Annotated in this window: 21 protein-coding genes; 8 read left to right on the top strand and 13 right to left on the bottom strand. The window is 69.1% G+C overall.

Annotation, left to right across the window (positions count from 1 at the left end):
- The first annotated feature begins 72 nt into the window (after positions 1-72).
- On the top strand, positions 73-720 hold the full coding sequence (locus tag QA861_RS40395) for a dihydrofolate reductase family protein (RefSeq protein ID WP_334593838.1): 648 nt from the start codon (positions 73-75) through the stop codon (positions 718-720).
- A 50-nt stretch (positions 721-770) separates the two neighbouring features.
- Here the strand turns inward: QA861_RS40395 and rbsD are convergent, their stop codons facing one another.
- The 5 genes from rbsD to QA861_RS40370 form a co-directional block, all read right to left on the bottom strand.
- Entirely contained in the window at positions 771-1,166 is a 396-nt protein-coding gene (gene rbsD, locus QA861_RS40390) for a D-ribose pyranase (protein ID WP_334593837.1), read from the bottom strand.
- Positions 1,163-2,164, bottom strand: coding sequence for a ribokinase (locus QA861_RS40385; RefSeq protein WP_334593836.1), 1,002 nt, complete (start codon positions 2,162-2,164; stop codon positions 1,163-1,165). Before QA861_RS40385 ends, rbsD begins: the two co-directional genes overlap by 4 nt.
- Before the next feature lie 178 nt (positions 2,165-2,342).
- On the bottom strand, positions 2,343-4,298 hold the full coding sequence (locus QA861_RS40380) for an ABC transporter permease/substrate-binding protein (RefSeq protein ID WP_334593835.1): 1,956 nt from the start codon (positions 4,296-4,298) through the stop codon (positions 2,343-2,345).
- A complete protein-coding gene (locus tag QA861_RS40375) occupies positions 4,288-5,829 on the bottom strand; it encodes a sugar ABC transporter ATP-binding protein (protein ID WP_334593834.1) in 1,542 nt (513 codons plus the stop codon). Before QA861_RS40375 ends, QA861_RS40380 begins: the two co-directional genes overlap by 11 nt.
- A complete protein-coding gene (locus QA861_RS40370) occupies positions 5,826-6,869 on the bottom strand; it encodes a LacI family DNA-binding transcriptional regulator (protein WP_334593833.1) in 1,044 nt (347 codons plus the stop codon). Before QA861_RS40370 ends, QA861_RS40375 begins: the two co-directional genes overlap by 4 nt.
- 307 nt (positions 6,870-7,176) lie before the next feature.
- Between QA861_RS40370 and QA861_RS40365 the strand changes: the two genes are divergently transcribed.
- Positions 7,177-7,911 (top strand): glycoside hydrolase family 16 protein, encoded by a 735-nt coding sequence (locus QA861_RS40365; protein WP_334593832.1) that lies wholly within the window; start codon positions 7,177-7,179, stop codon positions 7,909-7,911.
- 175 nt (positions 7,912-8,086) lie between these two features.
- Here the strand turns inward: QA861_RS40365 and QA861_RS40360 are convergent, their stop codons facing one another.
- From QA861_RS40360 to QA861_RS40350, 3 genes are read right to left on the bottom strand one after another with little or no spacing between them, the layout of a single operon-like run.
- Positions 8,087-8,245, bottom strand: a complete 159-nt coding sequence (locus tag QA861_RS40360; RefSeq protein WP_334593830.1) for a hypothetical protein — start codon at positions 8,243-8,245, stop codon at positions 8,087-8,089.
- Positions 8,246-8,286: 41 nt separating this feature from the next.
- The gene (locus QA861_RS40355) at positions 8,287-8,523 is read right to left on the bottom strand and encodes a hypothetical protein (protein ID WP_334593829.1); all 237 of its coding nucleotides are present in this window, start codon (positions 8,521-8,523) and stop codon (positions 8,287-8,289) included.
- Positions 8,520-8,720 carry a hypothetical protein gene (locus QA861_RS40350; protein WP_334593828.1) on the bottom strand — a complete coding sequence of 67 codons (201 nt, stop codon included), beginning with the start codon at positions 8,718-8,720 and terminating at the stop codon, positions 8,520-8,522. The genes QA861_RS40355 and QA861_RS40350 overlap by 4 nt, the downstream gene beginning before the upstream one ends.
- Before the next feature lie 172 nt (positions 8,721-8,892).
- Between QA861_RS40350 and QA861_RS40345 the strand changes: the two genes are divergently transcribed.
- Together QA861_RS40345 and QA861_RS40340 are read left to right on the top strand one after the other, a co-directional pair.
- A complete protein-coding gene (locus QA861_RS40345; protein ID WP_334593827.1) occupies positions 8,893-9,642 on the top strand; it encodes a DUF6879 family protein in 750 nt (249 codons plus the stop codon).
- A 16-nt stretch (positions 9,643-9,658) separates the two neighbouring features.
- Positions 9,659-10,507 (top strand): helix-turn-helix domain-containing protein, encoded by an 849-nt coding sequence (locus tag QA861_RS40340; protein ID WP_334593826.1) that lies wholly within the window; start codon positions 9,659-9,661, stop codon positions 10,505-10,507.
- Between the two features lie 74 nt (positions 10,508-10,581).
- Here the strand turns inward: QA861_RS40340 and QA861_RS40335 are convergent, their stop codons facing one another.
- Positions 10,582-11,058, bottom strand: a complete 477-nt coding sequence (locus tag QA861_RS40335) for a MarR family winged helix-turn-helix transcriptional regulator (RefSeq protein ID WP_334593825.1) — start codon at positions 11,056-11,058, stop codon at positions 10,582-10,584.
- Positions 11,059-11,205: 147 nt separating this feature from the next.
- Between QA861_RS40335 and QA861_RS40330 the strand changes: the two genes are divergently transcribed.
- From QA861_RS40330 to QA861_RS40320, 3 genes are all read left to right on the top strand, one after another.
- Positions 11,206-12,327 carry an ABC transporter substrate-binding protein gene (locus QA861_RS40330; protein ID WP_334593824.1) on the top strand — a complete coding sequence of 374 codons (1,122 nt, stop codon included), beginning with the start codon at positions 11,206-11,208 and terminating at the stop codon, positions 12,325-12,327.
- Positions 12,328-12,435: 108 nt separating this feature from the next.
- Positions 12,436-14,691, top strand: a complete 2,256-nt coding sequence (gene recD2 / locus QA861_RS40325) for an SF1B family DNA helicase RecD2 (protein ID WP_334593823.1) — start codon at positions 12,436-12,438, stop codon at positions 14,689-14,691.
- 251 nt (positions 14,692-14,942) lie between these two features.
- Positions 14,943-16,241 (top strand): citrate synthase, encoded by a 1,299-nt coding sequence (locus QA861_RS40320; RefSeq protein ID WP_334593822.1) that lies wholly within the window; start codon positions 14,943-14,945, stop codon positions 16,239-16,241.
- Between the two features lie 686 nt (positions 16,242-16,927).
- Here the strand turns inward: QA861_RS40320 and QA861_RS40315 are convergent.
- Positions 16,928-19,213 (bottom strand): heavy metal translocating P-type ATPase, encoded by a 2,286-nt coding sequence (locus QA861_RS40315; RefSeq protein WP_334593821.1) that lies wholly within the window; start codon positions 19,211-19,213, stop codon positions 16,928-16,930.
- A gap of 19 nt (positions 19,214-19,232) precedes the next feature.
- Positions 19,233-19,472, bottom strand: coding sequence for a heavy-metal-associated domain-containing protein (locus QA861_RS40310; RefSeq protein ID WP_334593820.1), 240 nt, complete (start codon positions 19,470-19,472; stop codon positions 19,233-19,235).
- Positions 19,473-19,648: 176 nt separating this feature from the next.
- Between QA861_RS40310 and QA861_RS40305 the strand changes: the two genes are divergently transcribed.
- Positions 19,649-20,692 carry a zinc-dependent alcohol dehydrogenase family protein gene (locus QA861_RS40305; protein WP_334593819.1) on the top strand — a complete coding sequence of 348 codons (1,044 nt, stop codon included), beginning with the start codon at positions 19,649-19,651 and terminating at the stop codon, positions 20,690-20,692.
- Here QA861_RS40305 and QA861_RS40300 read toward each other — a convergent pair.
- Together QA861_RS40300 and QA861_RS40295 are read right to left on the bottom strand one after the other, a co-directional pair.
- Positions 20,673-21,257: a GNAT family N-acetyltransferase gene (locus QA861_RS40300; RefSeq protein ID WP_334593818.1), complete on the bottom strand. Its 585-nt coding sequence runs from the start codon at positions 21,255-21,257 to the stop codon at positions 20,673-20,675. The genes QA861_RS40305 and QA861_RS40300 overlap by 20 nt on opposite strands.
- Positions 21,258-21,334: 77 nt before the next feature.
- Complete coding sequence (locus QA861_RS40295; protein WP_334593817.1) at positions 21,335-21,535, bottom strand: helix-turn-helix transcriptional regulator; 201 nt, start codon at positions 21,533-21,535, stop codon at positions 21,335-21,337.
- Positions 21,536-21,592: the final 57 nt, after the last annotated feature.

The raw sequence follows: 21,592 nt of genomic DNA, 5'->3' as shown, positions 1-21,592 counted from the left end.
CGGCGGGCGGCACCGCCTCCGGCTACCTTGAGGTCCGTCACCCCACCAGCCGCAGGAACGGAGTCGTCGGCCATGTCACTCGCCCGCGTCCACAACTTCACCATCTCGCTCGACGGCTTCGGCACCGGCGAGGGGCAGACCCTTGACGCGCCGTTCGGTCACGCCGGCGAGAGGCTGCACCAGTGGATGTTCACCACCCGGTTCTGGCACGGGATGACCGGCCAGACCGGCGGGTCCCGCGGCCTCGACGACGCATTCGCGCAGCAGTTCGAGTCCGGGATCGGCGCCGAGATCATGGGGGCCGGTAAGTTCGGGCCGCCCGGCTGGCACGAGGACCCGGAGTGGAAGGGGTGGTGGGGGCCCAACCCGCCGTTCCACACGCCGACCTTCGTCCTCACCCACCACCCGCGCCCGTCGATCGAGATGGAGGGCGGCACGACGTTCCACTTCCTCGACACATCGCCCGCCAAGGCGCTCGACGCGGCCCGCGAGGCAGCGGGCGACCAGGACGTCCGCATCGGCGGTGGGCCCACCGTGGTCCGCGACTTCCTCGCCGCCGGGCTCATCGACCAGCTGCACACCGTGATCGTCCCGATCCTGCTCGGCCGGGGCGTACGCCTCTGGGACGGCCTGGAGGGCGTCGAGAAGGACTACGCGGTCGAGGCCATCTCCTCGCCCACCGGAGTGACGCATGTGACGTTCACCCGTGCGGGCCTCTGAAGGTGGTCCCTAAAACCAGCCTCTGAAGCCACCCGCCAGCCGAGCCCGGCTCAGAAGAACACCCCGCACCGCAGCAGCACGTTCGCGTACGGCCGGGCCTCGCCCGTCCGTACGACCAGCCGCGCTCCCGCCGACAGCTCCTTGAGCCGCTCGTGCGGGACGAGCGTGAGGGCGGGGTCGGGAAAGTGCCCGTCCAGCAGCTTCGCGGCCCCCGGATTCGCCTCCCGTACCTCCGTCGCCGCCGTGGCCCCCTCGACGACCAGCTCGGTCAGCAGCCCGTCGAGCACCTCCGCGAAGGACGGCACCCCGGCCCGGAAGGCCAGGTCCACGACACGCGGCCCGGCCGGTATCGGCATACCCGCGTCACACACCAGCACCCCGTCGCTGTGGCCCAACTCGGCGAGCGCGCCCGCGAGATGACGGTTCAGGATTCCGCCCCGCTTCACTTCGCCTCACCTCGCAGGGCGTCTCCGGCGGACCCTCCCGGGTCGCTTTTCCGGCCGGGGTTCCGGGGGTCGGCCCCCGGGGAGGCACAGCACAGCGCCTCGACCTCCGCAGCCGTGGGGAACGACTCCTGGGCGCCGGCCCGCGTCACCGCTGCCGCGCCCACCCGGGCCGCGTACGCCGCAGCCTGGGCCAACGACTCGCCCGCGCCGAGCCGCCACGCCAGCGCGGCGGTGAACGCGTCGCCCGCCCCCGTCGTGTCCACGGCGGATACCGGCACCGACGGCACCCGTACCCGCTCCCCGGCCCGTATGGCGACCAACGCGCCCTCCGCGCCCAGAGTGATGACGACCGAGCGCGGGCCGAGCGCGAGCAGCGTCTTCGCCCAGTCCTCCGGCGAGTCGCCCAGCTCGGCGTCCGCACCGGCGATCACCCGGGCCTCGTGCTCGTTCACGATCAACGGGTCGCAGGCCGCGAGGACTTCACTCGGCAACGGACGAGGAGGGGACGGGTTCAGGACGAACCGGCTCTCGGGAGCCAGGTTCCGTACGACCTCCACGACCGACTCCAGCGGAATCTCCAGCTGCGCCGACACCACCCGCGCAGCCTGGAACAGGCTCCCCGCGGCCTGGATGTCCTCGGGCACCAGCCACCCGTTGGCGCCCGGCGACACCACGATGCTGTTGTCGCCCGACGGGTCCACCGTGATCAGCGCGACCCCCGTCGGCGCCCCGCCGACCAGAACGCCCACCGTGTCGACGCCGGCGTCCACCAGCGAGTCGAGCAGCAGTCGGCCGTGGCCGTCGTCACCGACCCGCGCCAGCAGCGCCGTACGCGCCCCCAACCGGGCCGCGGCGACCGCCTGGTTGGCGCCCTTGCCCCCAGGGTGGACGACCAGGTCGGAGCCGAGCACCGTCTCACCGGCCGCCGGGCGCCGCTCGACCACGGTGACCAGGTCGGCGTTGGCCGATCCCACGACCAACAGGTCGTAGTCGCTCATGAATCTCCCCATGCAGATCAGTTGTACCGGCTGACGGTCGGTCAGGCGGTCAAATGCCCAGTTCTGTCAGCCGGTCTGCCAGCCGCTCTGTCGGCGGACAGGCCGGGCGGCCTCGAGAGAGGCGCCCGGCCGTGTCCGCATTCCCGCTGTCTCCCGCAGTCTCCCGCCGCGAGCCCGCTCAGCCGCCGAACGCCGCCACGTTCTCCTTCGTGACCACCTTCACCGGCACCATCACCGCCTTCTTGACACCCTTGCCTTCGGCGACCCGCAGCGCGTTCTCCACGGCGATTCTGCCGAGCTCCTTGGGCTGCTGGGCGACCGACGCGTACAGCGAACCGTCCGCGACCGCCTTCAGCCCGTCCGGCGTACCGTCGAAGCCGATCACCTGCACCGACGTGCCTGCCTTGCCGCCCAGCGCCTTGATCGCGCCGAGCGCCATCTCGTCGTTCTCGGCGAAGACACCGCTGATGCCGGGGTTGGCCTGGAGGAGGTTGGTCATGACGTCGAGGCCCTTGGTGCGGTCCCAGTCGGCGGGCTGCTTGGCGACGACCTTGATGCCCGGGTAGGCCTTCAGCCCCTCGGTGAAGCCGGCGCCGCGCTCACGGCTCGCGGAGGTGCCCGCCTGGCCCTGGAGGACGACGATCGTGCCCGTGCCGCCCAGCTTCTCGGCGAGCGCCTTGGCGGCCAGCTTGCCGCCGGCCGTGTTGTCGGAGGCGACCAGTGTGGCCGTGTCCGCGTTGTTGACCGACCGGTCGACCGCGACGAGCGGGATACCGGACTTGTTCACGGCCCGCGCGGCGGGACCAGTCGCGTCCGAGTCCACCGGGTTGACGATGATCGCCCCGAGACCCGAACTGGTGAAGTTCTGCAGCTGGTTGGCCTGCTGGGAGGCGTCGTTCTGGGCGTCCGTGACGGTCAGGTCCACGCCCAGCTTCTTGGCCTCGGCCTGCGCGCCGGCCCGGATCTGTACGAAGAAGGGGTTGTTCAGCGTCGACAGGGACAGGCCCACCTTCCGGTTCGTCGCGGACGACGAGCCGTTGTGCAGCAGCGAGGTCGCACCGACGACAGCCGTCGCGACCACAGCGGCCAGCAGGTACGTCAGGGCCTGCTTGCGCCGGTCCCCACCACCGGCCGCCCCGGCCGGCGCCACCGTCGCGCCGCTCTTCCTGCGCACGGTGTCGAACAGCACCGCCAGCGCGATCACGACACCGATGACGACCTGCTGCCAGAAGGCGGACACGGAAAGGAGGTTGAGGCCGTTCCTGAGCACCGCCAGGATCAGCGCACCGATCAGCGTCCCGGACGCCTTACCGGTGCCACCGGCCAGCGAAGCCCCGCCGATCACGACCGCCGCGATGGCGTCCAGCTCGTACCCCTGTGCGGCCTGCGGCTGCGCGGAGGACAGCCGCGACGCGAGGACGATGCCCGCGGCGGCGGCGAACAGCCCGGACAGCGCGTAGATCGCCAGCTTCTGCCGCTTCACCCGCAGCCCGGACAGCCGGGCCGCCTCCTCGTTGCCGCCGATCGCGTACATCGAGCGGCCCAGGTACGTACGGCCGAGGATGAACGCGGTGATCAGCCCCATGGCCACCATCACCAGCACGGGCACCGGCAGCCAGCCGCCCAGCGTGTCACCGAGGTGCGAGACCGAGTCGGGGAACGCGATCGGCGAACCCTGCGAGATCACCAGGGACAGCCCGCGCCCCACCGACAGCATGGCGAGCGTCGCGATGAACGGCGGCAGTTTGCCGTACGAGATCAGGAAGCCGTTGACCAGGCCGCACGCGATACCGGTGAGGACGGCCAGGACGACCGCTATCGCGACCGGCACGCCCTCCGAAGTCGCCGCCCAGGCAAGGACGGTGGCCGACAGCGCGGCGACGGAACCGACCGACAGGTCGATGCCCGCCGAGACGATCACGAAGGTGACACCGAAGGCGAGGACGGCGGTCACGGCCGCCTGGACGCACACGTTGAGCAGGTTGTCCGTCGTCAGGAAGTCGCCGGACAGCGCCGACATCGCGATGACGAGGACGATGAGCGCGGTCAGCGCCCCGTTGTCGAGCAGGACGCGGCGCAGGCCGCTCGTGGCGCCACTCGCGCCCGTCGTGCTCCGAAGCGAGTCAGTGGCCACGGGAGCCCTCCACAGCAGTAGTTCCGGTAGTTCCAACAGAGGTGGGTGTGCTGACGGCGAGCGCCATCACGGAGTCCTGGGTGGCCTCGGCGGCCGTGAGCTCACCGGCGATCCGCCCCTGCGCCATCACCAGCACCCGGTCGCTCATGCCGAGCACCTCGGGCAGATCGCTGGAGATCATCAGTACGGCGGCGCCGGCGGCCGTCAGTTCGTTGATCAGCTGGTAGATCTCGACCTTGGCGCCGACGTCGATACCCCGGGTCGGCTCGTCGAGGATCAGCACCCTGGTGTCCGCGAGCAGCCACTTGCCGATGACGACCTTCTGCTGGTTGCCCCCGGAGAGGGTGCGCACCTGCTGGCCGAGCCCGGCCATCCGTACGCCCAGCCGCTCGGCGACCTTCGCGACGGCGGCCCGCTGCCCCTTGAGGTCGACCAGCCCGCCCCTGGTCGCGGCCCGCAGGGTGACCAGGCCGAGGTTCTCCTCGACGGAGGCGTCGAGGACCAGCCCCTGCCCCTTGCGGTCCTCCGGCACGAGCCCGATCCCGGCGGCCATGGCGGCCCCGACATCGCTCCCGCGCACGTCGGCGCCCGCGACGGACACGGACCCCTTGTCGTACGGATCGGCGCCGAACACCGCTCGCGCGACCTCCGTACGCCCCGCCCCGACCAGCCCCGCGATGCCGACGACCTCACCGGCCCGCACCTCGAAGCCCACGTCGTGGAAGACGCCGTCCCGGGTGAGCCCCTTCACGGTGAGAAGGGCGGTGCCCGCCTCGGCGGCCTCCCTCGGGTACTGCTGTTCGATCGACCGCCCGACCATGAGCCGTACGAGCTCGTCCTCGGGCGTGTCGGCGGGCACCTGCCCGACGCTCTTGCCGTCTCGGATCACCGTCACCCGGTCTCCCAGGGCGGCGATCTCCTCCAGGTGATGGGTGATGAAGACGATCCCGACACCGTCCTCGCGCAGACTGCGCACGATGGCGAACAGCTTCTCGACCTCTTCGGAGGTGAGGACGGCGGTCGGCTCGTCCATGATCAGCACGCGCGCGTTCAGGCTCAGCGCCTTCGCGATCTCGACCATCTGGAGCCGCGCGATCCCGAGTTCACACACCCGCGCGCGTGGAGACACGTTCACGCCCACGCGCTCCAGGAGCACGGCGGCGTCGGCCTCCATCCGCTTCCGGTCGATCATCCCGTAGCGGCGCGGCTGCCGCCCCAGGAAGATGTTCTCGGCGACCGTCAGATCGGGGACGAGGTTGAACTCCTGGTAGATGGTGGCGATCCCGAGACGCTCGGCATCCCGCGCCCCGTGGATACGGGTCTCCTCGCCGTCGACGAGGATCCGGCCGGCATCGGGGCGGTAGGCGCCGGAGAGCATCTTGATGAGGGTGCTCTTGCCCGCGCTGTTCTCACCGAGCAGTACGTGCACCTCGCCACGGCGCAGCTCGAAGTCGACGCCGCCGAGCGCGACCACGCCGGGGAAGGACTTCCGTATGCCTTCGATGCGCAGCAACTCGTTGTGGTTGCTCACCACTGGCTCCTGTTCGTCACGGGGGGCTGTACAGAGGGAGTTGGGGGAGCCGGCTCACCGCACGACCGCCGTACGACGAGGTGCGCGGCCAGCGTCACGGACTGCGGAGGGCGGCCCTCGATCATGTCGACCAGCGCCCGCACGGCGGCCCGCCCCAGTTCACCGGTCGGCTGCGCGATGGCCGTGACGGGCGGATCGGTGTGCACGAACCACGGGATGTCGTCGAAGGCCGCGAGCGCGATGTCCCGCGGAACACGCATCCCGCGCGCGCGTACGGCGTCCAGCGCGCCCAGCGCCATCAGGTTGTCGGCCGCGAAGACGACCTCGGGCGGCTCGGCCAGATCGAGGAAGGCGTCCGTCACCCGGCGCCCGCTCTCGGCCTGGAAGTCGCCCTGCCCGATGTAGGCGTCGGGGAGCGGCAGTCCGTACTCGGCCAGGGCCTCCCTGAAGGCCTCGACACGCTCACTGCCGGTGGTGGTGGCCGCCGGACCCGCGATGATCGCCAGCCGCCGGTGTCCGAGCCCGTGCAGATGAGAGACGAGATCACGGACCGCCGTGCGCCCGTCCGCCCGTACGACCGGCACGTCCACGCCCGGGATCCAGCGGTCCACGAAGACCATCGGGGTGCCCCCGCGCGCGGTGTCCAGCATCAGCGGGGAGCCGCCGTCGGTGGGGGAGACGAGGAGGCCGTCGATACGGCGGTCCAGCAGGGTCCGTACGTGGTGGTCCTGGAGGTCGGGGCGTTCGTCGGCGTTGCCGATGATCACGCTGTAGCCGAGGGCACGCGCCTCCGCCTCGACCGAGCGGGCCAGGGTCGTGAAGTAGGGGTTCAGCACGTCGCTGATGACCAGGCCGAGGGTGCGGGTCTGGTCGGTGCGCAGGGAGCGGGCGAGGGCGTTGGGGCGGTAGCCCAGCGCCTCGACGGCGGCCAGCACGCGTGCGCGTGCGTCCGCGCTGACCGACGGATGGTCGTTCAGGACCCGCGACACCGTGGCGACGGACACGCCCGCCTCGGCGGCGACATCCTTGATGCTCGCCATCGCCGGACCACCTCCTTGTGGCTCCGTAGTCGCGTGGAATCGATTACACGACTGACTGAAGACAGATGGAATCGATTACACGTGCAGAAATCAAGCCCCTGCGCGATTCTCGATACCGGATCGTGATGGACGACTTCCGTGGGCGAGTGCTTCCTCGGGCGGTCCGGAATGCGTTCGACTTCCGAAGGCGCAAATCGATCATCGTGGCACATCTTGTCAATGTGAGAACGGACTCTTACTGTCCACCGACAAGTGGAGCGTGGGACCGCTCCCATCCCCGTTCGTGCATCCAAGCAATGGAGCTGCGATGACCCCCACACCGCGCATGCCGAGCCGCAGGCGCGTACTCGGCGCCGGCCTGGCCGTACCGTCCGCACTGATGCTGGGTGCGCAGAACGCACGGGCCGCTTCCTGGGGCAGCCCGGTGAACGTCACCTCATGGAACAAGATCAGCGGCAGGTGGACCCCCAACAACGAACTGGAGACGTACCGGCCGGACTGTGTCTGGTACGAGGGCAGCACTTTGGTGATCAAGGCCTACAACGCCGGAGGCGGGGTGTACAACTCGGGCCGCGTGGAGTCGACGGCGCGGTACGGGTACGGCACGTACAGCTTCACCGCGAACATGCCAAATGGACGGGGCCTGCTGCCGGCGGTCTGGGCGGCGCAACTGAACCCGTGGCTCCCGGAGTTCGACGCCGCCGAGATCGTGGGCCAGAACCCGGGCGTCGTCTACCAGACGTCCCACGACGCCAACAACTCCCAGCAGCAGTTCTCGAAGTCGAACTCCTCCGGCTGGACGAACGCCTACCACCGGTACTCGTTCAGCTGGTTCCCGGACCACATCGACTACGCCGTGGACGGCGCCATCACCGGCACCACCTGGTACCGGACCGCGTCCGGGACGGGCCTGCGCTTCATCGTCAACCTCGCGGTCGGCGGTGACTGGCCCGGCAACCCGGACTCCTCCACCTGGGCCACCACCGACGGCGCCCGCTATCTCAAGGTCTCCTCCATCACCCACACCCCGTACTTCCCGTGAGGTGAACCGCGTCCGACGGTCCCGGCCCCGGTCGGGCGTTCATCCGCGTGGCCGGGGCCGTCACCCCGCAGGAGCGAGGACCCCGGTGTCGGTGTCGTACGGGAGAAGGCCCTGGCGAGGCATCAGATCCGAAGAGCCCCTCCCACTTCGCTGTCCCTGACAGCTCAGCCGCAGGTCAGGCGGAGTCCGGTTCACCTAAGAGGAGTTCGTCACCAGCGGGGAAGCGTGCCGTGCCGCCCTCCTCCCAGGCGACGACGACAGCTAACCCGCCCATCGGACCCCGCGCGGTCGTGGCGGTCTTGACGGTGCGCCACTCGCCCTCGTAGCCGATCACGTGGCCCGGGGTGACGAGGGCCGCGCGCTTCGCGGGTACGTCTAATGGCTCTCGACGGGCCGGATACGGGCCAAAGGTGTTGCCCATTCCATGCCACCCCCTTTGAGGCGCAGGTATGCCGTCCGGCTGATGAGCTTCCTGCCCTTCTTGGTGTGCTCCTCGATCACACCGACGAGTTCGCCGGTCCGGCCGTGCCGCGTGTCCTCGACGAGTGTTCCGGCCGGGTACGGCAGCTCGCCGTGACTCAGCATCGTCGGGGGTTTCTCATGTGTCGTCACTCTCGACCTCCTCGCTGAAGTGCCTCGGCCAGGCACACGGCCACATCGGCACGCACACGCCCCAGCTCGACCAGCCGCAGTCGAGGAGAAGCAGAGTCGACCCTGAGGGAGGGCAGGACGATGCCGGCCTCGGTCAGCGCTGCTCTCAGGGATTCAGCCGCGGCGAGCGGGTCGACGTCAGGATTCTTCGTGGGCATGAACCGGACGTTAGGGACGGGCAGTTCGTGGCTACCATCGAGATTTCTGATTTTTTCTCGTCTGATGACTGGCTTTCCTCTTTCTTTCTCCTGAAGGTGGATGCACGCTGTAGTCGGTGATGCACAGTCCGCGCATCCTTGAGTGGTCCGCAACCACGAGAGGACCGGAACCATGCGACTGCGTTTCACCGGAACCGACAGCAAGGTCGGCAACTGCCCGGCACTGCACGAGAGTCCGGACACGCGAGAGGTCGTGGTGCAGGGCAGGCCGCTGACCGACCCCGAAGACCTTGCCCAGTTGCGTCATTTCGGCGCCGGGGACGCGGCGGTCGTCGTACCCCGAGAGCTGCTGGTGAACTGGGCGCCGAAGGAGATCGACCCGATGCCCGAGCTGATCGACGCGGACGAGTTCACCCGTCTTTTCAGGGACTTCGAGCACAGCGCATGGCACCTGGAGACCAGGCGGGGCTACGCATCGGACCGTGACCTGTCGTTCGACGAGTTCCTCAAGACCGGCGTAGTGGTGTGGGAGCCCGACATGGCCGGCGAGTGGCACCAGAACATCCGGCGCCAGACCGGCGCGGGTAAGGCCATCGGGCGGGTACGGATCGTCGACAACCCGCCCACTGACGGACAGCGGTTCCTGCTCGGCTACGCGGCGTGCAACGCCGCCACAGGTGAGGATGCCCGCTGTCTGTGGCGGTCGGACGCTGAGCGGTTGCGGCTGCTCGAAGAGGACTTCTGGATCTTCGATTCGCGCCTTGTCGTCGTGCTGCACTTCAATGACGCCGACGAACTGACCAGCTATGAAGCCAAGACGGAGCCCGCCGAGGTCGTGAGGTACTCCATCGCGCGTGACGCTGCCCTGCATCACGCCGTCCCGTACGACCAGTTCGCGGCGCAGGTAGCCGCCCTGGAATAGGAGCGGACGCGTACCAGTGACCGACTATCAGCAGGCGCGCGAACAGCTCGGCGCGCGTTTGAGAGGGCTCAGGTTCACCGCCCCTGGTGGGCAGATCACCGGTACGCAGCTCGCCGCCCAGCTGGGCTGGGCTGTCTCGAAGGTCAGCAAGCTGGAGCACGGACGGCAGACCGCCACGCAGAGAGACCTCAGGGCATGGGCCGACGTCACCGGGCAGCCCGAGGCTTACGGCGAACTGGTCGGTCGGCTCGCCGGGTTCGAGACCCATATCCGCTCGTGGCGTCGCCAACTGGCGGCAGGACAGAGCCCAGTACAGGAGAACTGGGCAACGGAGACCACCCGCTCACGGGTCATCCGGGTATGGGAGGAATCCACGGTCACGGGGCTGCTCCAGACGCCCGACTACGCACGGGCAGTACTCGCTCGGTACGCACAGCTGCACGGCTCCACGACGGACACCGAGGAAGCCGTACGGGTCAGGATGCGGCGGCAGGACTGGCTGTACACATCAGGTCATCGGCTGCGGGTCGTCATGTGGGAAGCCGCGTTGCGCGTCCTCGTCTGTCCGCCGCCCGTGCTGATCGCCCAGCTCGACCGGCTCGCGGGGGCAATCGGGATAGACACCGTTGAACTGGGGATCATTCCGCTCTCAGTCTCCGTCAAGATCCCGCCCGGTAACAGCTTCTGCATCCTGGACGACCGGATCGTCTCGGCGGAGGACTGGCACGCCGAGCTGTGGTTGGACGACGCCGACAACATCGCCTTGTACGCGAAGGTCTGGAAGACCCTCAGCGAGTCGGCCGTGTACGGAGCCGACGCCCACAACGTCATCAACGCGGCCCGACGTGCCCTGAACCTCCGTTGACGGGTCACCGGGAGCATGGCCCTTACCGGCGAAACTCCTGGCGCGGTACGGCGAACTCCCGCTGACCCGGGACTTCACTCACGGGTACGCCGATCCACCGTGCCGCGTGTCGAGTGGGCGAGCACCTTGGTGACCAGTTCCCGAAGGATCAGCTGTTCGACCGGGGTGAGCGGCTCCAGGAGGTCGCCGGAGATCTGCGGGACATGCGCCGCCAGGGCGTGATCCAGCAACTCGCGGCCCTTCGCACTGGCTTCGAGCAGCGTGGCCCTTCCGTCGTCGGGGTGTGGGTGGCGGGTGATCAGCCCGGCCTCCTCCATACGGGCGATCAGCCGGGTGAGCCCGCCGGAGGTGAACGAGAGGTCCTCGGCCAGCCGGGCACTCGTGGTCCGGTGCTCCGGATGGCGGACCAGTCGCAGCAGCACCTCGAACTCGGATCCACCCAGCCCGGTGGCCTCGCGGATGGTCCGCTCGGCTCGTCCGCCGATGGTGTCCGTCAGCCGCAGGATGTCGCCGTACAGGACGACCGCCTCGTTGTTGAACAGCTCACTCATAAAGCTGACCATACAGCAATCTTTACAAGGCTAAAGGAGTGTTGAATCGCAAGAAATATGCCCAAACATCGCACTTGAAGTTTGAAATAAAGCTGCTTCAGCGACTACTTTCCTTCCAGTACACGCATCGAATCGAAGGGAACAGCCATGCCACTCGGACGACGTCACGTACTCGTCGCAAGCTCGCTCACGGCAGCCGGAGTCGCACTGAGCACGGGAACAGGGCACACCTCGACTCACGGACACGGCGGACAGGGCGAGGAGACGAAGAGCCTGGGGCAGCTCCACCGCGAGGCGAAAGCGGAGGGGGGCACCCTCACCGTCTACGCGGGCGGCGACACCGCGAGCCAACAGGACGGCAACAAGGCCGCCTTCGAGAAGGCGTTCCCCGGCGTCACGCTGAACATCGTCGTGGACTACAGCAAATTCCACGACGCTCGCATCGACAACCAGCTCACCACCGGCACACTCGTTCCGGACGTCGTTCAGCTGCAGACCCTGCAGGACTTCCCGCGCTGGAAGAAGGAAGGGTCTCTCCTTCCCTACAAGCCCGCCGGTTTCTCCCGCGTGCATCCCCGGTTCAAGGACCCCGACGGTGCCTGGACGGGCATCTTCGTGGATGCCTTCTCCACCATCTTCAACGCCGAGTCGGCGGGCTCGAACCCGCCCCGTACCGCCCGGGACCTTCTTGACCCGCGCTGGAAGGGAAAGATCGTCTCGACGTTCCCGAACGACGACGACGCGGTCCTGTACCTCTACAAGGTCATCGTCGACAAGTACGGCTGGGACTGGCTGCGGCGGTTCGTCGCACAGGACGTGGCCTGGGTGCGAGGTACGCAGGAGCCCGCCGACCGGGTCGAGGCAGGCACCGCGGCCGTCGCACTCGGCACGGACGGCATGCTCACCCCTCCCGCCGGGGTGAAGACCCGTTTCGTCGTGCCGAAGAGCGACCCGTTCATGGCGTGGGCCCAACGGGCCGCCATCTTCAGGCATGCCCGGCACCCGGCCGCGGCCAGGCTCTACCTGAACTGGTGGCTGTCGAAGCAGACCCAGTCCGACTTCTACATGTGGTCCGTACGCACCGACGTGAGCCCGCACGCCGGCTACCGCCCCATCTGGGACTACCCCAACGCCCACGTCGACGGCTTCGAGCACTTCATGTCCGACCGCGCCCTCGTGGAACGCTTCCGCCAGCAGCTCACCCTGTACGTGGGAGAGGTCAAGGGCGAGCCCTCTCCCGGCTGGCTCGGCCTGCACCCGGGACGGTAGGCCGCCGGGCCTCGGGCACGCCGGTTGACGACGGACTCCGTACGGTCGCTGTCAGTGCTGGGCGATAGCCTCCCAGAGGTTGTGGGTTCAGGACGAGCAGGCGGTGGCATGCCAGGTAGGGGAGTCGGTTCCGAGTCGGGCGAGCGGCAACCCGCCGTACTCGAAGGCGTGCTGGAACGCATCACGTACGCCAATGAGGAGAACGGCTACACGGTCGCCCGGGTCGACACCGGGCGCGGCGCCGGTGACCTCCTCACGGTCGTGGGTGCGCTGCTCGGCGCCCAGGTCGGCGAGTCCCTGCGGATGGAGGGCCGTTGGGGCTCGCACCAGCAGTACGGCAAGCAGTTCACGGTCGAGAACTACACGACACTCCTGCCCGCCACCGTCCAGGGCATCCGCCGCTATCTCGGCTCGGGCCTGGTCAAGGGCATCGGCCCGATCTTCGCCGACCGGATCACCCAGCACTTTGGCATGGACACCCTCCGGATCATCGAGGAGGAGATCGAGCGGCTCATCGAGGTGCCGGGCCTCGGTCCCAAGCGCACGAAGAAGATCGCCGCCGCCTGGGAGGAACAGAAGGCGATCAAGGAGGTCATGCTCTTCCTCCAGACCGTCGAGGTCTCCACGTCGATCGCCGTGCGCATCTACAAGAAGTACGGCGACGCCTCGATCTCGGTCGTCAAGAACCAGCCCTACCGCCTCGCCACCGACGTCTGGGGCATCGGCTTCCTCACCGCCGACAAGATCGCCCAGTCCGTCGGCATCCCGCACGACAGCCCCGAGCGGGTCAAGGCGGGCCTCCAGTACGCCCTTTCGCAGGCCACCGACCAGGGCAACTGCTACCTCCCCGAGGAACGCCTGATCGCGGACGCGGTGAAGCTCCTCCAGGTCGACACGGGCCTCGTCATCGAGTGCCTCGCCGAACTCGCGGCGCCCCCCGAGGAGGGCGAGGACCCGGGTGTCGTACGGGAGAAGGTCCCCGGCCCCGACGGAGACTCGCAGCCCGTGACAGCGGTCTACCTGGTCCCCTTCCACCGCGCCGAACTCTCCCTCTCCGCCCAGCTGTTGCGCCTGCTGCGCACCGGCGAGGACCGGATGCCCGCCTTCCACGACGTGGCCTGGGACAAGGCGCTGAGTTGGCTCCAGGGGCGTACGGGGGCCGATCTCGCCCCCGAGCAGGAGGCGGCCGTCCGGCTCGCGCTGACGGAGAAGGTCGCCGTCCTCACCGGCGGCCCCGGCTGCGGCAAGTCCTTCACGGTCCGCTCCATCGTGGAACTGGCCCGCGCCAAGAAGGCCAAGGTCGTCCTTGCCGCCCCGACGGGCCGCGCCGCCAAACGCCTCGCCGAACTCACCGGCGCCGAGGCCTCCACCGTTCACCGCCTGCTGGAGCTGAAACCCGGCGGCGACGCGGCCTACGACAGGGACCGCCCCCTCGACGCCGACCTGGTGGTGGTCGACGAGGCCTCGATGCTGGACCTGCTGCTCGCCAACAAGCTGGCGAAGGCTGTCGCACCGGGCGCGCATCTGCTCTTCGTCGGGGACGTGGACCAACTCCCCAGTGTCGGCGCGGGCGAAGTCCTGCGGGACCTGCTCGCCGACGGCAGCCCGGTCCCCGCCGTCCGGCTCACCAAGGTCTTCCGGCAGGCCCAGCAGTCGGGCGTCGTGACGAACGCGCACCGGATCAACTCCGGGCAGCATCCGGTCACCGACGGCATGAAGGACTTCTTCCTCTTCGTCGAGGACGACACCGAGGAGGCCGGCCGGCTCACCGTGGATGTGGCCGCACGGCGAATTCCGGCCAAGTTCGGCCTGGATCCCCGGCGGGACGTCCAGGTGCTCGCGCCGATGCACCGGGGCCCGGCCGGCGCCGGCAACCTCAACGGGCTGCTCCAGCAGGCGATCACACCGGGGCGTCCCGACCTCCCCGAGAAGCGGTTCGGCGGCCGGGTCTTCCGGATCGGCGACAAGGTCACGCAGATCCGCAACAACTACGACAAGGGCGAGAACGGCGTCTTCAACGGCACCGTCGGCGTCGTCACCTCACTCGACGAGGTGGAACAGCGCCTCACCGTGCTGACGGACGAGGACGAGGAAGTGCCGTACGACTTCGATGAGCTGGACGAACTCGCCCACGCGTACGCGGTGACCATCCACCGCTCCCAGGGCAGCGAGTACCCGGCGGTGGTCATCCCGGTCACCACGGGCGCGTGGATGATGCTCCAGCGCAACCTCTTGTATACGGCCGTCACCCGGGCGAAGAAGCTCGTCGTCCTGGTCGGTTCACGCAAGGCGATAGGCCAGGCGGTGCGCACGGTGTCGGCGGGGCGGCGCTGCACGGCACTGGATCACAGACTGCGGTCGTGACCCGCCCCGACCGTCACAATCGTCGTGGCGTCGCGGCGATCGTGAAAAAATGATCGATCAAATGAGTCACAAAGCTCACAGGCCACTTCCGGAACCAGGGCGAAGAGGGGCAGGATGAGTAGCTTGGCGGCACTCAGTGCCGCCAATAGGCCCAATGGTCGACCCCGAGTGCACTCTCCTGCGCCAAATGGGGGATGGTAGAGACAGTCAGGGCACCTCGAAGAAGAGGCACAACGTCGGTGAGGGATGACGTGAGCGAGCACACCAACAACGCTGTAGTACTGCGGTTCGGCGACGGCGAGTACACCTACCCGGTGATCGACAGCACCGTCGGCGACAAGGGCTTCGACATCGGGAAGCTCCGCGCTCAGACCGGTCTCGTAACTCTGGACAGCGGCTACGGCAACACCGCCGCCTATAAATCCGCGGTCACCTACCTCGACGGCGAGCAGGGCATCCTTCGGTACCGCGGGTACCCGATCGAGCAGCTCGCCGAGCGCTCCACCTTCCTCGAGGTGGCGTTCCTGCTGATCAACGGTGAGCTTCCGACTGTGGACGAGCTCTCCGTCTTCAAGAACGAGATCACGCAGCACACCCTGCTGCACGAGGACGTCAAGAACTTCTACCGTGGCTTCCCGCGCGACGCGCACCCGATGGCGATGCTGTCGTCGGTCGTCTCCGCGCTGTCGACCTTCTACCAGGACAGCCACAACCCGTTCGACGAGAAGCAGCGCAACCTCTCGACGATCCGGCTGCTCGCCAAGCTTCCGACCATCGCCGCGTACGCGTACAAGAAGTCGATCGGTCACCCGTTCGTCTACCCGCGCAACGACCTCGGTTACGTCGAGAACTTCCTCCGTATGACGTTCTCGGTGCCGGCGCAGGAGTACGACCTCGACCCGGTCGTCGTCTCCGCCCTCGACAAGCTGCTGATTCTGCACGCCGACCACGAGCAGAACTGTTCGACGTCGACGGTCCGTCTGGTCGGTTCCTCGCAGGCCAACATGTTCGCGTCGATCTCGGCCGGTATCTCCGCGCTCTGGGGCCCGCTGCACGGCGGCGCCAACCAGTCCGTGCTGGAGATGCTGGAGGGCATCAAGGCGAACGGCGGCGATGTCGACTCCTTCATCCGCAAGGTGAAGAACAAGGAGGACGGCGTCCGCCTGATGGGCTTCGGCCACCGGGTGTACAAGTCCTTCGACCCGCGCGCGAAGATCATCAAGGCTGCCGCGCACGACGTCCTCTCGGCCCTCGGCAAGTCCGACGAGCTGCTGGACATCGCGCTGAAGCTGGAGGAGCACGCGCTCTCCGACGACTACTTCGTCTCGCGCAACCTCTACCCGAACGTCGACTTCTACACCGGCCTCATCTACCGCGCGATGGGCTTCCCGACCGAGATGTTCACGGTCCTGTTCGCCCTCGGCCGCCTCCCGGGCTGGATCGCCCAGTGGCACGAGATGATCAAGGAGCCGGGATCGCGTATCGGCCGCCCGCGCCAGATCTACACGGGCGTGGTCGAGCGGGACTTCGTGCCGGTCGAGCAGCGCTAGTCGCTCCGCGGGTGGCGCGGGATTGAAGCTGCGGGTCCGTTGTGGCTGGTCGCGCAGTTCCCCGCGCCCCTTCGGGGGTGCGGGTGACCCGCACCCGACAGAACAGAAAAGCGGAAGGCGCCCTGCCGACGGTCCCCCCACGGGCCGGCGTACAGGGCGCCTTCCCATGTCCCGGTGCGGATTCCCCCCACGGGATCCGGCCGGGCGTTTCGGAGGACAGCGCCTGAATTCGCTATCAACTGGTGTGCAGGCCGCCGAAGCGACCGTTGTTGTGCGAGCAAAACGAGCAAAACTCGTCGTACTCCTGCTGTGTGCGATCTGCCGGGACGCGCACGCTGGGGTGGGCCGCTCAAGCTTCCCGGTGTACGTGTCCCGGCAACGCATTTCCGAGGACGTCCCCCAAGACATCCTCAGACGCCAGCCGGCGCCCCCCAAGACGCTGGTCTGACATCGCCAACTTAGACCTTCGAAGCCCTTCGATGGTTACGTTCACAGCACTGTGATCTGCGTCTCTCGCATATGTCCTTTTGGTACGCCAGATCCCGGTTGTCGCGACCGGGACCCCAGCGTAAGGATGATGCGGGAGCCTTGTGAAGAGCTTATGTGAGGCTCGCGTCGGACTCCATAGGGACTATGTCACCTACTTGTGCGTACTGGCGGTAACTTCGGCCGGTCAGGGGCCGATCTCAGCGGAAAGTGCGCAGTCGGAGGCTGTTGGTGACGACGAACACCGAGGAGAAGGCCATCGCGGCCCCCGCGATCATCGGATTCAGCAGACCGGCGGCGGCCAGCGGCAGCGCGGCCACGTTGTAGCCGAAGGCCCACACCAGGTTGCCCTTGATGGTCGCGAGCGTCTTCCGGGACAGCCGGATGGCGTCGGCGGCCACGCGCAGGTCCCCGCGCACCAGCGTCAGATCGCTCGCCTCGATCGCCGCGTCCGTGCCCGTGCCCATCGCCAGGCCCAGATCGGCGGTGGCCAGGGCCGCCGCGTCGTTCACGCCGTCGCCGACCATCGCGACGGTCCGCCCCTCGCCCTGCAGCCGCCGTACGGCGTCGACCTTCTCCTCGGGCAGGACGTCCGCGATCACCTGGTCGATCCCCACGGCCGCCGCCACCGCGTCCGCCACCGCCCGGTTGTCCCCGGTCAGCAGCACCGGCGTCAGCCCCAGTGCCCGCAGTTCGCGCACCGCCTCGGCGCTGGTCTCCTTGACCGCGTCGGCGACGGTGACGACACCGCGCGCCACCCCGTCCCAGGCGACCACGACGGCCGTACGTCCGCCGCTCTCGGCCTGGGCCTTCGCATGGGTCAACTCCTGAGGGAGCGGCCCCGACAGCCCGTCCGTGAGCCGTCCGACGGCCACCTCGTGCCCGTCCACGTGCCCGCGTACGCCCCGCCCGGCCACGTTCTCGAAGGCCTCGGCCTCCGGCAGTGTCCCGACCCGCTCCATCGCCCCGGCGGCGATCGCCCGTGCGACCGGATGCTCGGAGGCGTGTTCGAGGGCGCCCGCGAGCCGCAGCACCTGCTTCTCGTCCTCGCCCTCGGCGACGTAGACCTCCTGGAGGGTCATCCGGCCCGTGGTGACCGTGCCCGTCTTGTCCAGGACGATCGTGTCGACGCGGCGCGTGGACTCCAGGACCTCGGGGCCCTTGATGAGGATGCCGAGCTGCGCCCCGCGCCCGGTGCCGACCATCAGCGCGGTCGGGGTGGCCAGGCCCAGCGCACAGGGGCAGGCGATGATCAGGACGGCGACGGCGGCGGTGAAGGCGGCGACCGTGTCGCCCGTGACGCCGAGCCAGACGCCGAACGTACCGAGCGCGATCAGCAGCACCGCCGGCACGAAGATCCCGGAGATCCGGTCGGCGAGCCGCTGCACCTCGGCCTTGCCGTTCTGCGCGTCCTCCACCAGCCGGGCCATCCGCGCGAGCTGGGTGTCCGCGCCGACCCGGGTGGCCTCGACGACGAGCCGGCCCCCGGCGTTCACGGTCGCGCCCGTGACGGCGTCCCCGGCGCCCACGTCGACCGGCACGGACTCGCCGGTCAGCATCGACGCGTCGACCGCCGAGACACCCTCGACGACGGTGCCGTCGGTGGCGATCTTCTCCCCGGGCCGTACGACGAACCGGTCCCCGATCGCCAGCTCGCTCACCGGAATGCGCACTTCACGCCCTCCGCGCAGCACGGAGACGTCCTTGGCGCCCAGTTCCATCAGGGCCCGCAGCGCCGCGCCCGAGCGGCGCTTGGCGCGGGCCTCCAGATAGCGCCCGAGGAGGATGAACGCGATGACCCCGGCGGCGACTTCGAGGTAGATCTCGGAGGTGTCGCCCGTGCGGGAGGCGGTGAACGAGAAGCTCTCCCGTATCCCCATCCCGTCCATGCCCGGCATGGCGGGCCTGCCCGCGTCGCCCCAGAACAGGGCCCAAAGGGACCAGCCGTACGCGGCGAGCGTGCCGACCGACACCAGGGTGTCCATGGTGGCCGCGCCGTGCCGGGCGTTGGTGAACGCGGCCCGGTGGAACGGCAGTCCGCCCCAGACGACGACCGGCGAGGCGAGCGCCAGCGCGAGCCATCGCCAGTTGTCGAACTGGAGCGTGGGAATCATGGACATCAGGACGACGGGAGCGGCGAGCAGCACGGAGACGACGAGCCGCTGCCGCAGAGCGGCCAGCTCGGGGTCGGCGTCCCGCTCGGCCGAGGGTGCCTCCGTCACGGTCGGCGGAGGCGGCTCCTCGGCGGTGTAGCCCGTCTTCACGACGGTGGCGATCAGGTCGTCGACCCCCACGCCGTCGGCGTACGCGATCTTCGCCTTCTCCGTCGCGTAGTTGACCGTGGCGAGGACGCCGTCCATCCGGTTGAGCTTCTTCTCGACGCGGGACGCGCAGCTGGCACACGTCATCCCGCCGATGGTCAGCTCGACCTCGTGGGGCGTGACTGTCGGGGTCTCGGTGCTGGCACTGGTACCGGTGCTGGTCATGGTCGCCGCGTCCCTGTGGTCAGGCCCGGCCGGCCAGCTCGAAGCCCGCCTCGTCGACCGCGGCGCGCACGGCGTCCTCGTCGAGCGGGGCCTCCGAGACCACGGTGACCACGCCGGTGGCGGCGACGGCCCGCACCGAGGTGACACCGGCGAGCTCGGAGATCTCACTCGAGACCGAGCCTTCACAGTGTCCGCAGCTCATGCCGGTCACCTGATAGACGGCGGTGACGGAACCCGGGGTGTCGGTCTGCGCGGTCATGTCGTTGCTCCTCTTCGAGTCTTCTTCGAGGCGTCTGTCGCTGGGCGTCGCCGTGACGGACGAGCCCTCTGAGTCTCACACTACTATACCCCTGGGGGGTACTTGTCTCCTGACCGTGGCAAGATCCTCGGCACTGGCGGCTGTGGTCACGGCCATGACGGTGAGGGCGAGGGCGTATGCGTGCGGTGGTCTTCGAGCGGTACGGGGAGCCGGCCGAGGTGCGGGAGGTGCCGGACCCCGTGCCCGCGCCGCACGGGGTCGTGGTGCGCGTCGAGGCCACCGGGCTGTGCCGGAGCGACTGGCACGGCTGGATGGGCCACGACCCCGACATCACGCTGCCGCACGTGCCCGGCCACGAACTCGCCGGTGTCGTCGAGGCGGTCGGCGCCCGGGTGAGCGGCTGGCGGGCCGGGGACCGGGTCACGGTGCCCTTCGTGTGCGCCTGCGGGAGCTGCCCGTCCTGCGCGGCCGGTGACCAGCAGGTGTGCGAGCGGCAGACCCAGCCGGGCTTCACGCACTGGGGTTCGTTCGCGGAGTTCGTGGCGCTGGACCACGCCGACGTGAACCTCGTCGCCATGCCCGAGGGGATGTCCTTCGGGACGGCGGCCTCCCTGGGCTGCCGGTTCGCGACGGCGTACCGGGCGGTGGTCCAGCAGGGGCGGGTGGCGGCGGGGGAGTGGGTCGCGGTGCACGGGTGCGGCGGTGTGGGCCTCTCCGCCGTGATGATCGCGGCGGCCTCCGGCGCCCGGGTCGTCGCGGTCGACGTGTCCCCCGGAGCACTGGAACTGGCGCGGAAGTTCGGCGCGGCGGCGTGCGTGAACGCGGCCACGACCGGCGACACGGCAGCGGCCGTACGTGAACTGACGGGCGGCGGAGCCCAGTTGTCGCTGGACGCGCTCGGCTCACCCGTCACCTGCGCGGCCTCGGTGAACGGCCTCCGCCGCCGCGGCCGTCATGTCCAGGTCGGCCTGCTCCCGTCGTCCACCGGCTCGACCCCCGTCCCGATGGCCCGCGTCATCGCCCTGGAACTCGAACTCCTCGGCAGCCACGGTATGGCCGCCCACACCTACCCGCCGATGCTCGAACTGGTACGCGCGGGCGTCCTCCGGCCGGACCTGCTGGTCACGTCCACCATCCCGCTGACCGAGTCCCCGCCCGCGCTGGCGGCGATGGGGGCGGCGCCGGGGGCGGGGGTGACGGTCATCGAGCCGTGGCGTTGACGCCGGCCCGGGCCGCCCACTCGTGGTCCAGGATCGCCATCACCACCTCGTCGGCCCACTCGCCGTCCCGCGACTGGACCTCGCGGCGCATCCCTTCCACCACGAAGCCGACCTTCTCGTAGACGCGCAGGGCCCGGTGGTTGTCGGCCCACGCCTCCAACTCGATGCGATGCAGGCCGAGTCGCTCGAAGCCGTACGCCACGATGAGCCGGGTCGCCTCGGTGCCGAGGCCGCGTCCACGGCCCCTCGGGCCCAGCAGCGTGCGGAAGGTGCAGCTGCGGGCGGCCGGATTCCACTCGTGCAGCACGACCTCGCCCACGAGTTCACCGGTCGCGCGGTCGGTCACGGCGAGGTCGAGGCGGTCGGTCTGCGCGGACCGGGAGCCGTACCAGGAACGCAGCCGTTCCATGGTGATCGCGGTGTCCGGCTCGAAGGTGAAACGGATGACCTCGGGGTCCTCGACTATCGCGGCGATCACTTCGGCATCGGCCTCGGTGAACGGCCGCAGCACGGTCTTGTCGCCGGTGAGGACGGGTTTGTGGGAGAAGTCCGCAGGGTTGCTCATGGTGCGCACTGTGCCCCACCCGCGAGCGGGGCACAGGTGAATATTCCTGAGCCGCCTCCAGACGTCTCCAGCCGCCCCTAGACGTCTCTCCGGCCGCGGTTGCCCGGCCGGGCCGCGACCCATGCCCGTACGGTGTCGGCGTACCAGTAGGGCTTGCCGCTCTCCACGTGGTCGGGCGCGGGCAACAGACCGTGTTTGCGGTACGACCGCACGGTGTCCGGCTGGACACGGATGTGTGCGGCGATCTCTTTGTACGACCAGAGCCGTCGGTCGGTCATCGGTGCACCTCCCTGCGCGTGCGTCACGGGGGCGGCCAGGGTGGGCCGTCGGGGGAG

This window comes from Streptomyces sp. B21-083, from assembly GCF_036898825.1.
In the GTDB taxonomy this organism is placed as follows: domain Bacteria; phylum Actinomycetota; class Actinomycetes; order Streptomycetales; family Streptomycetaceae; genus Streptomyces.
Note: the sequence above shows the minus strand (reverse complement) of the source record. Positions and strands in the feature narration are given on the sequence as shown.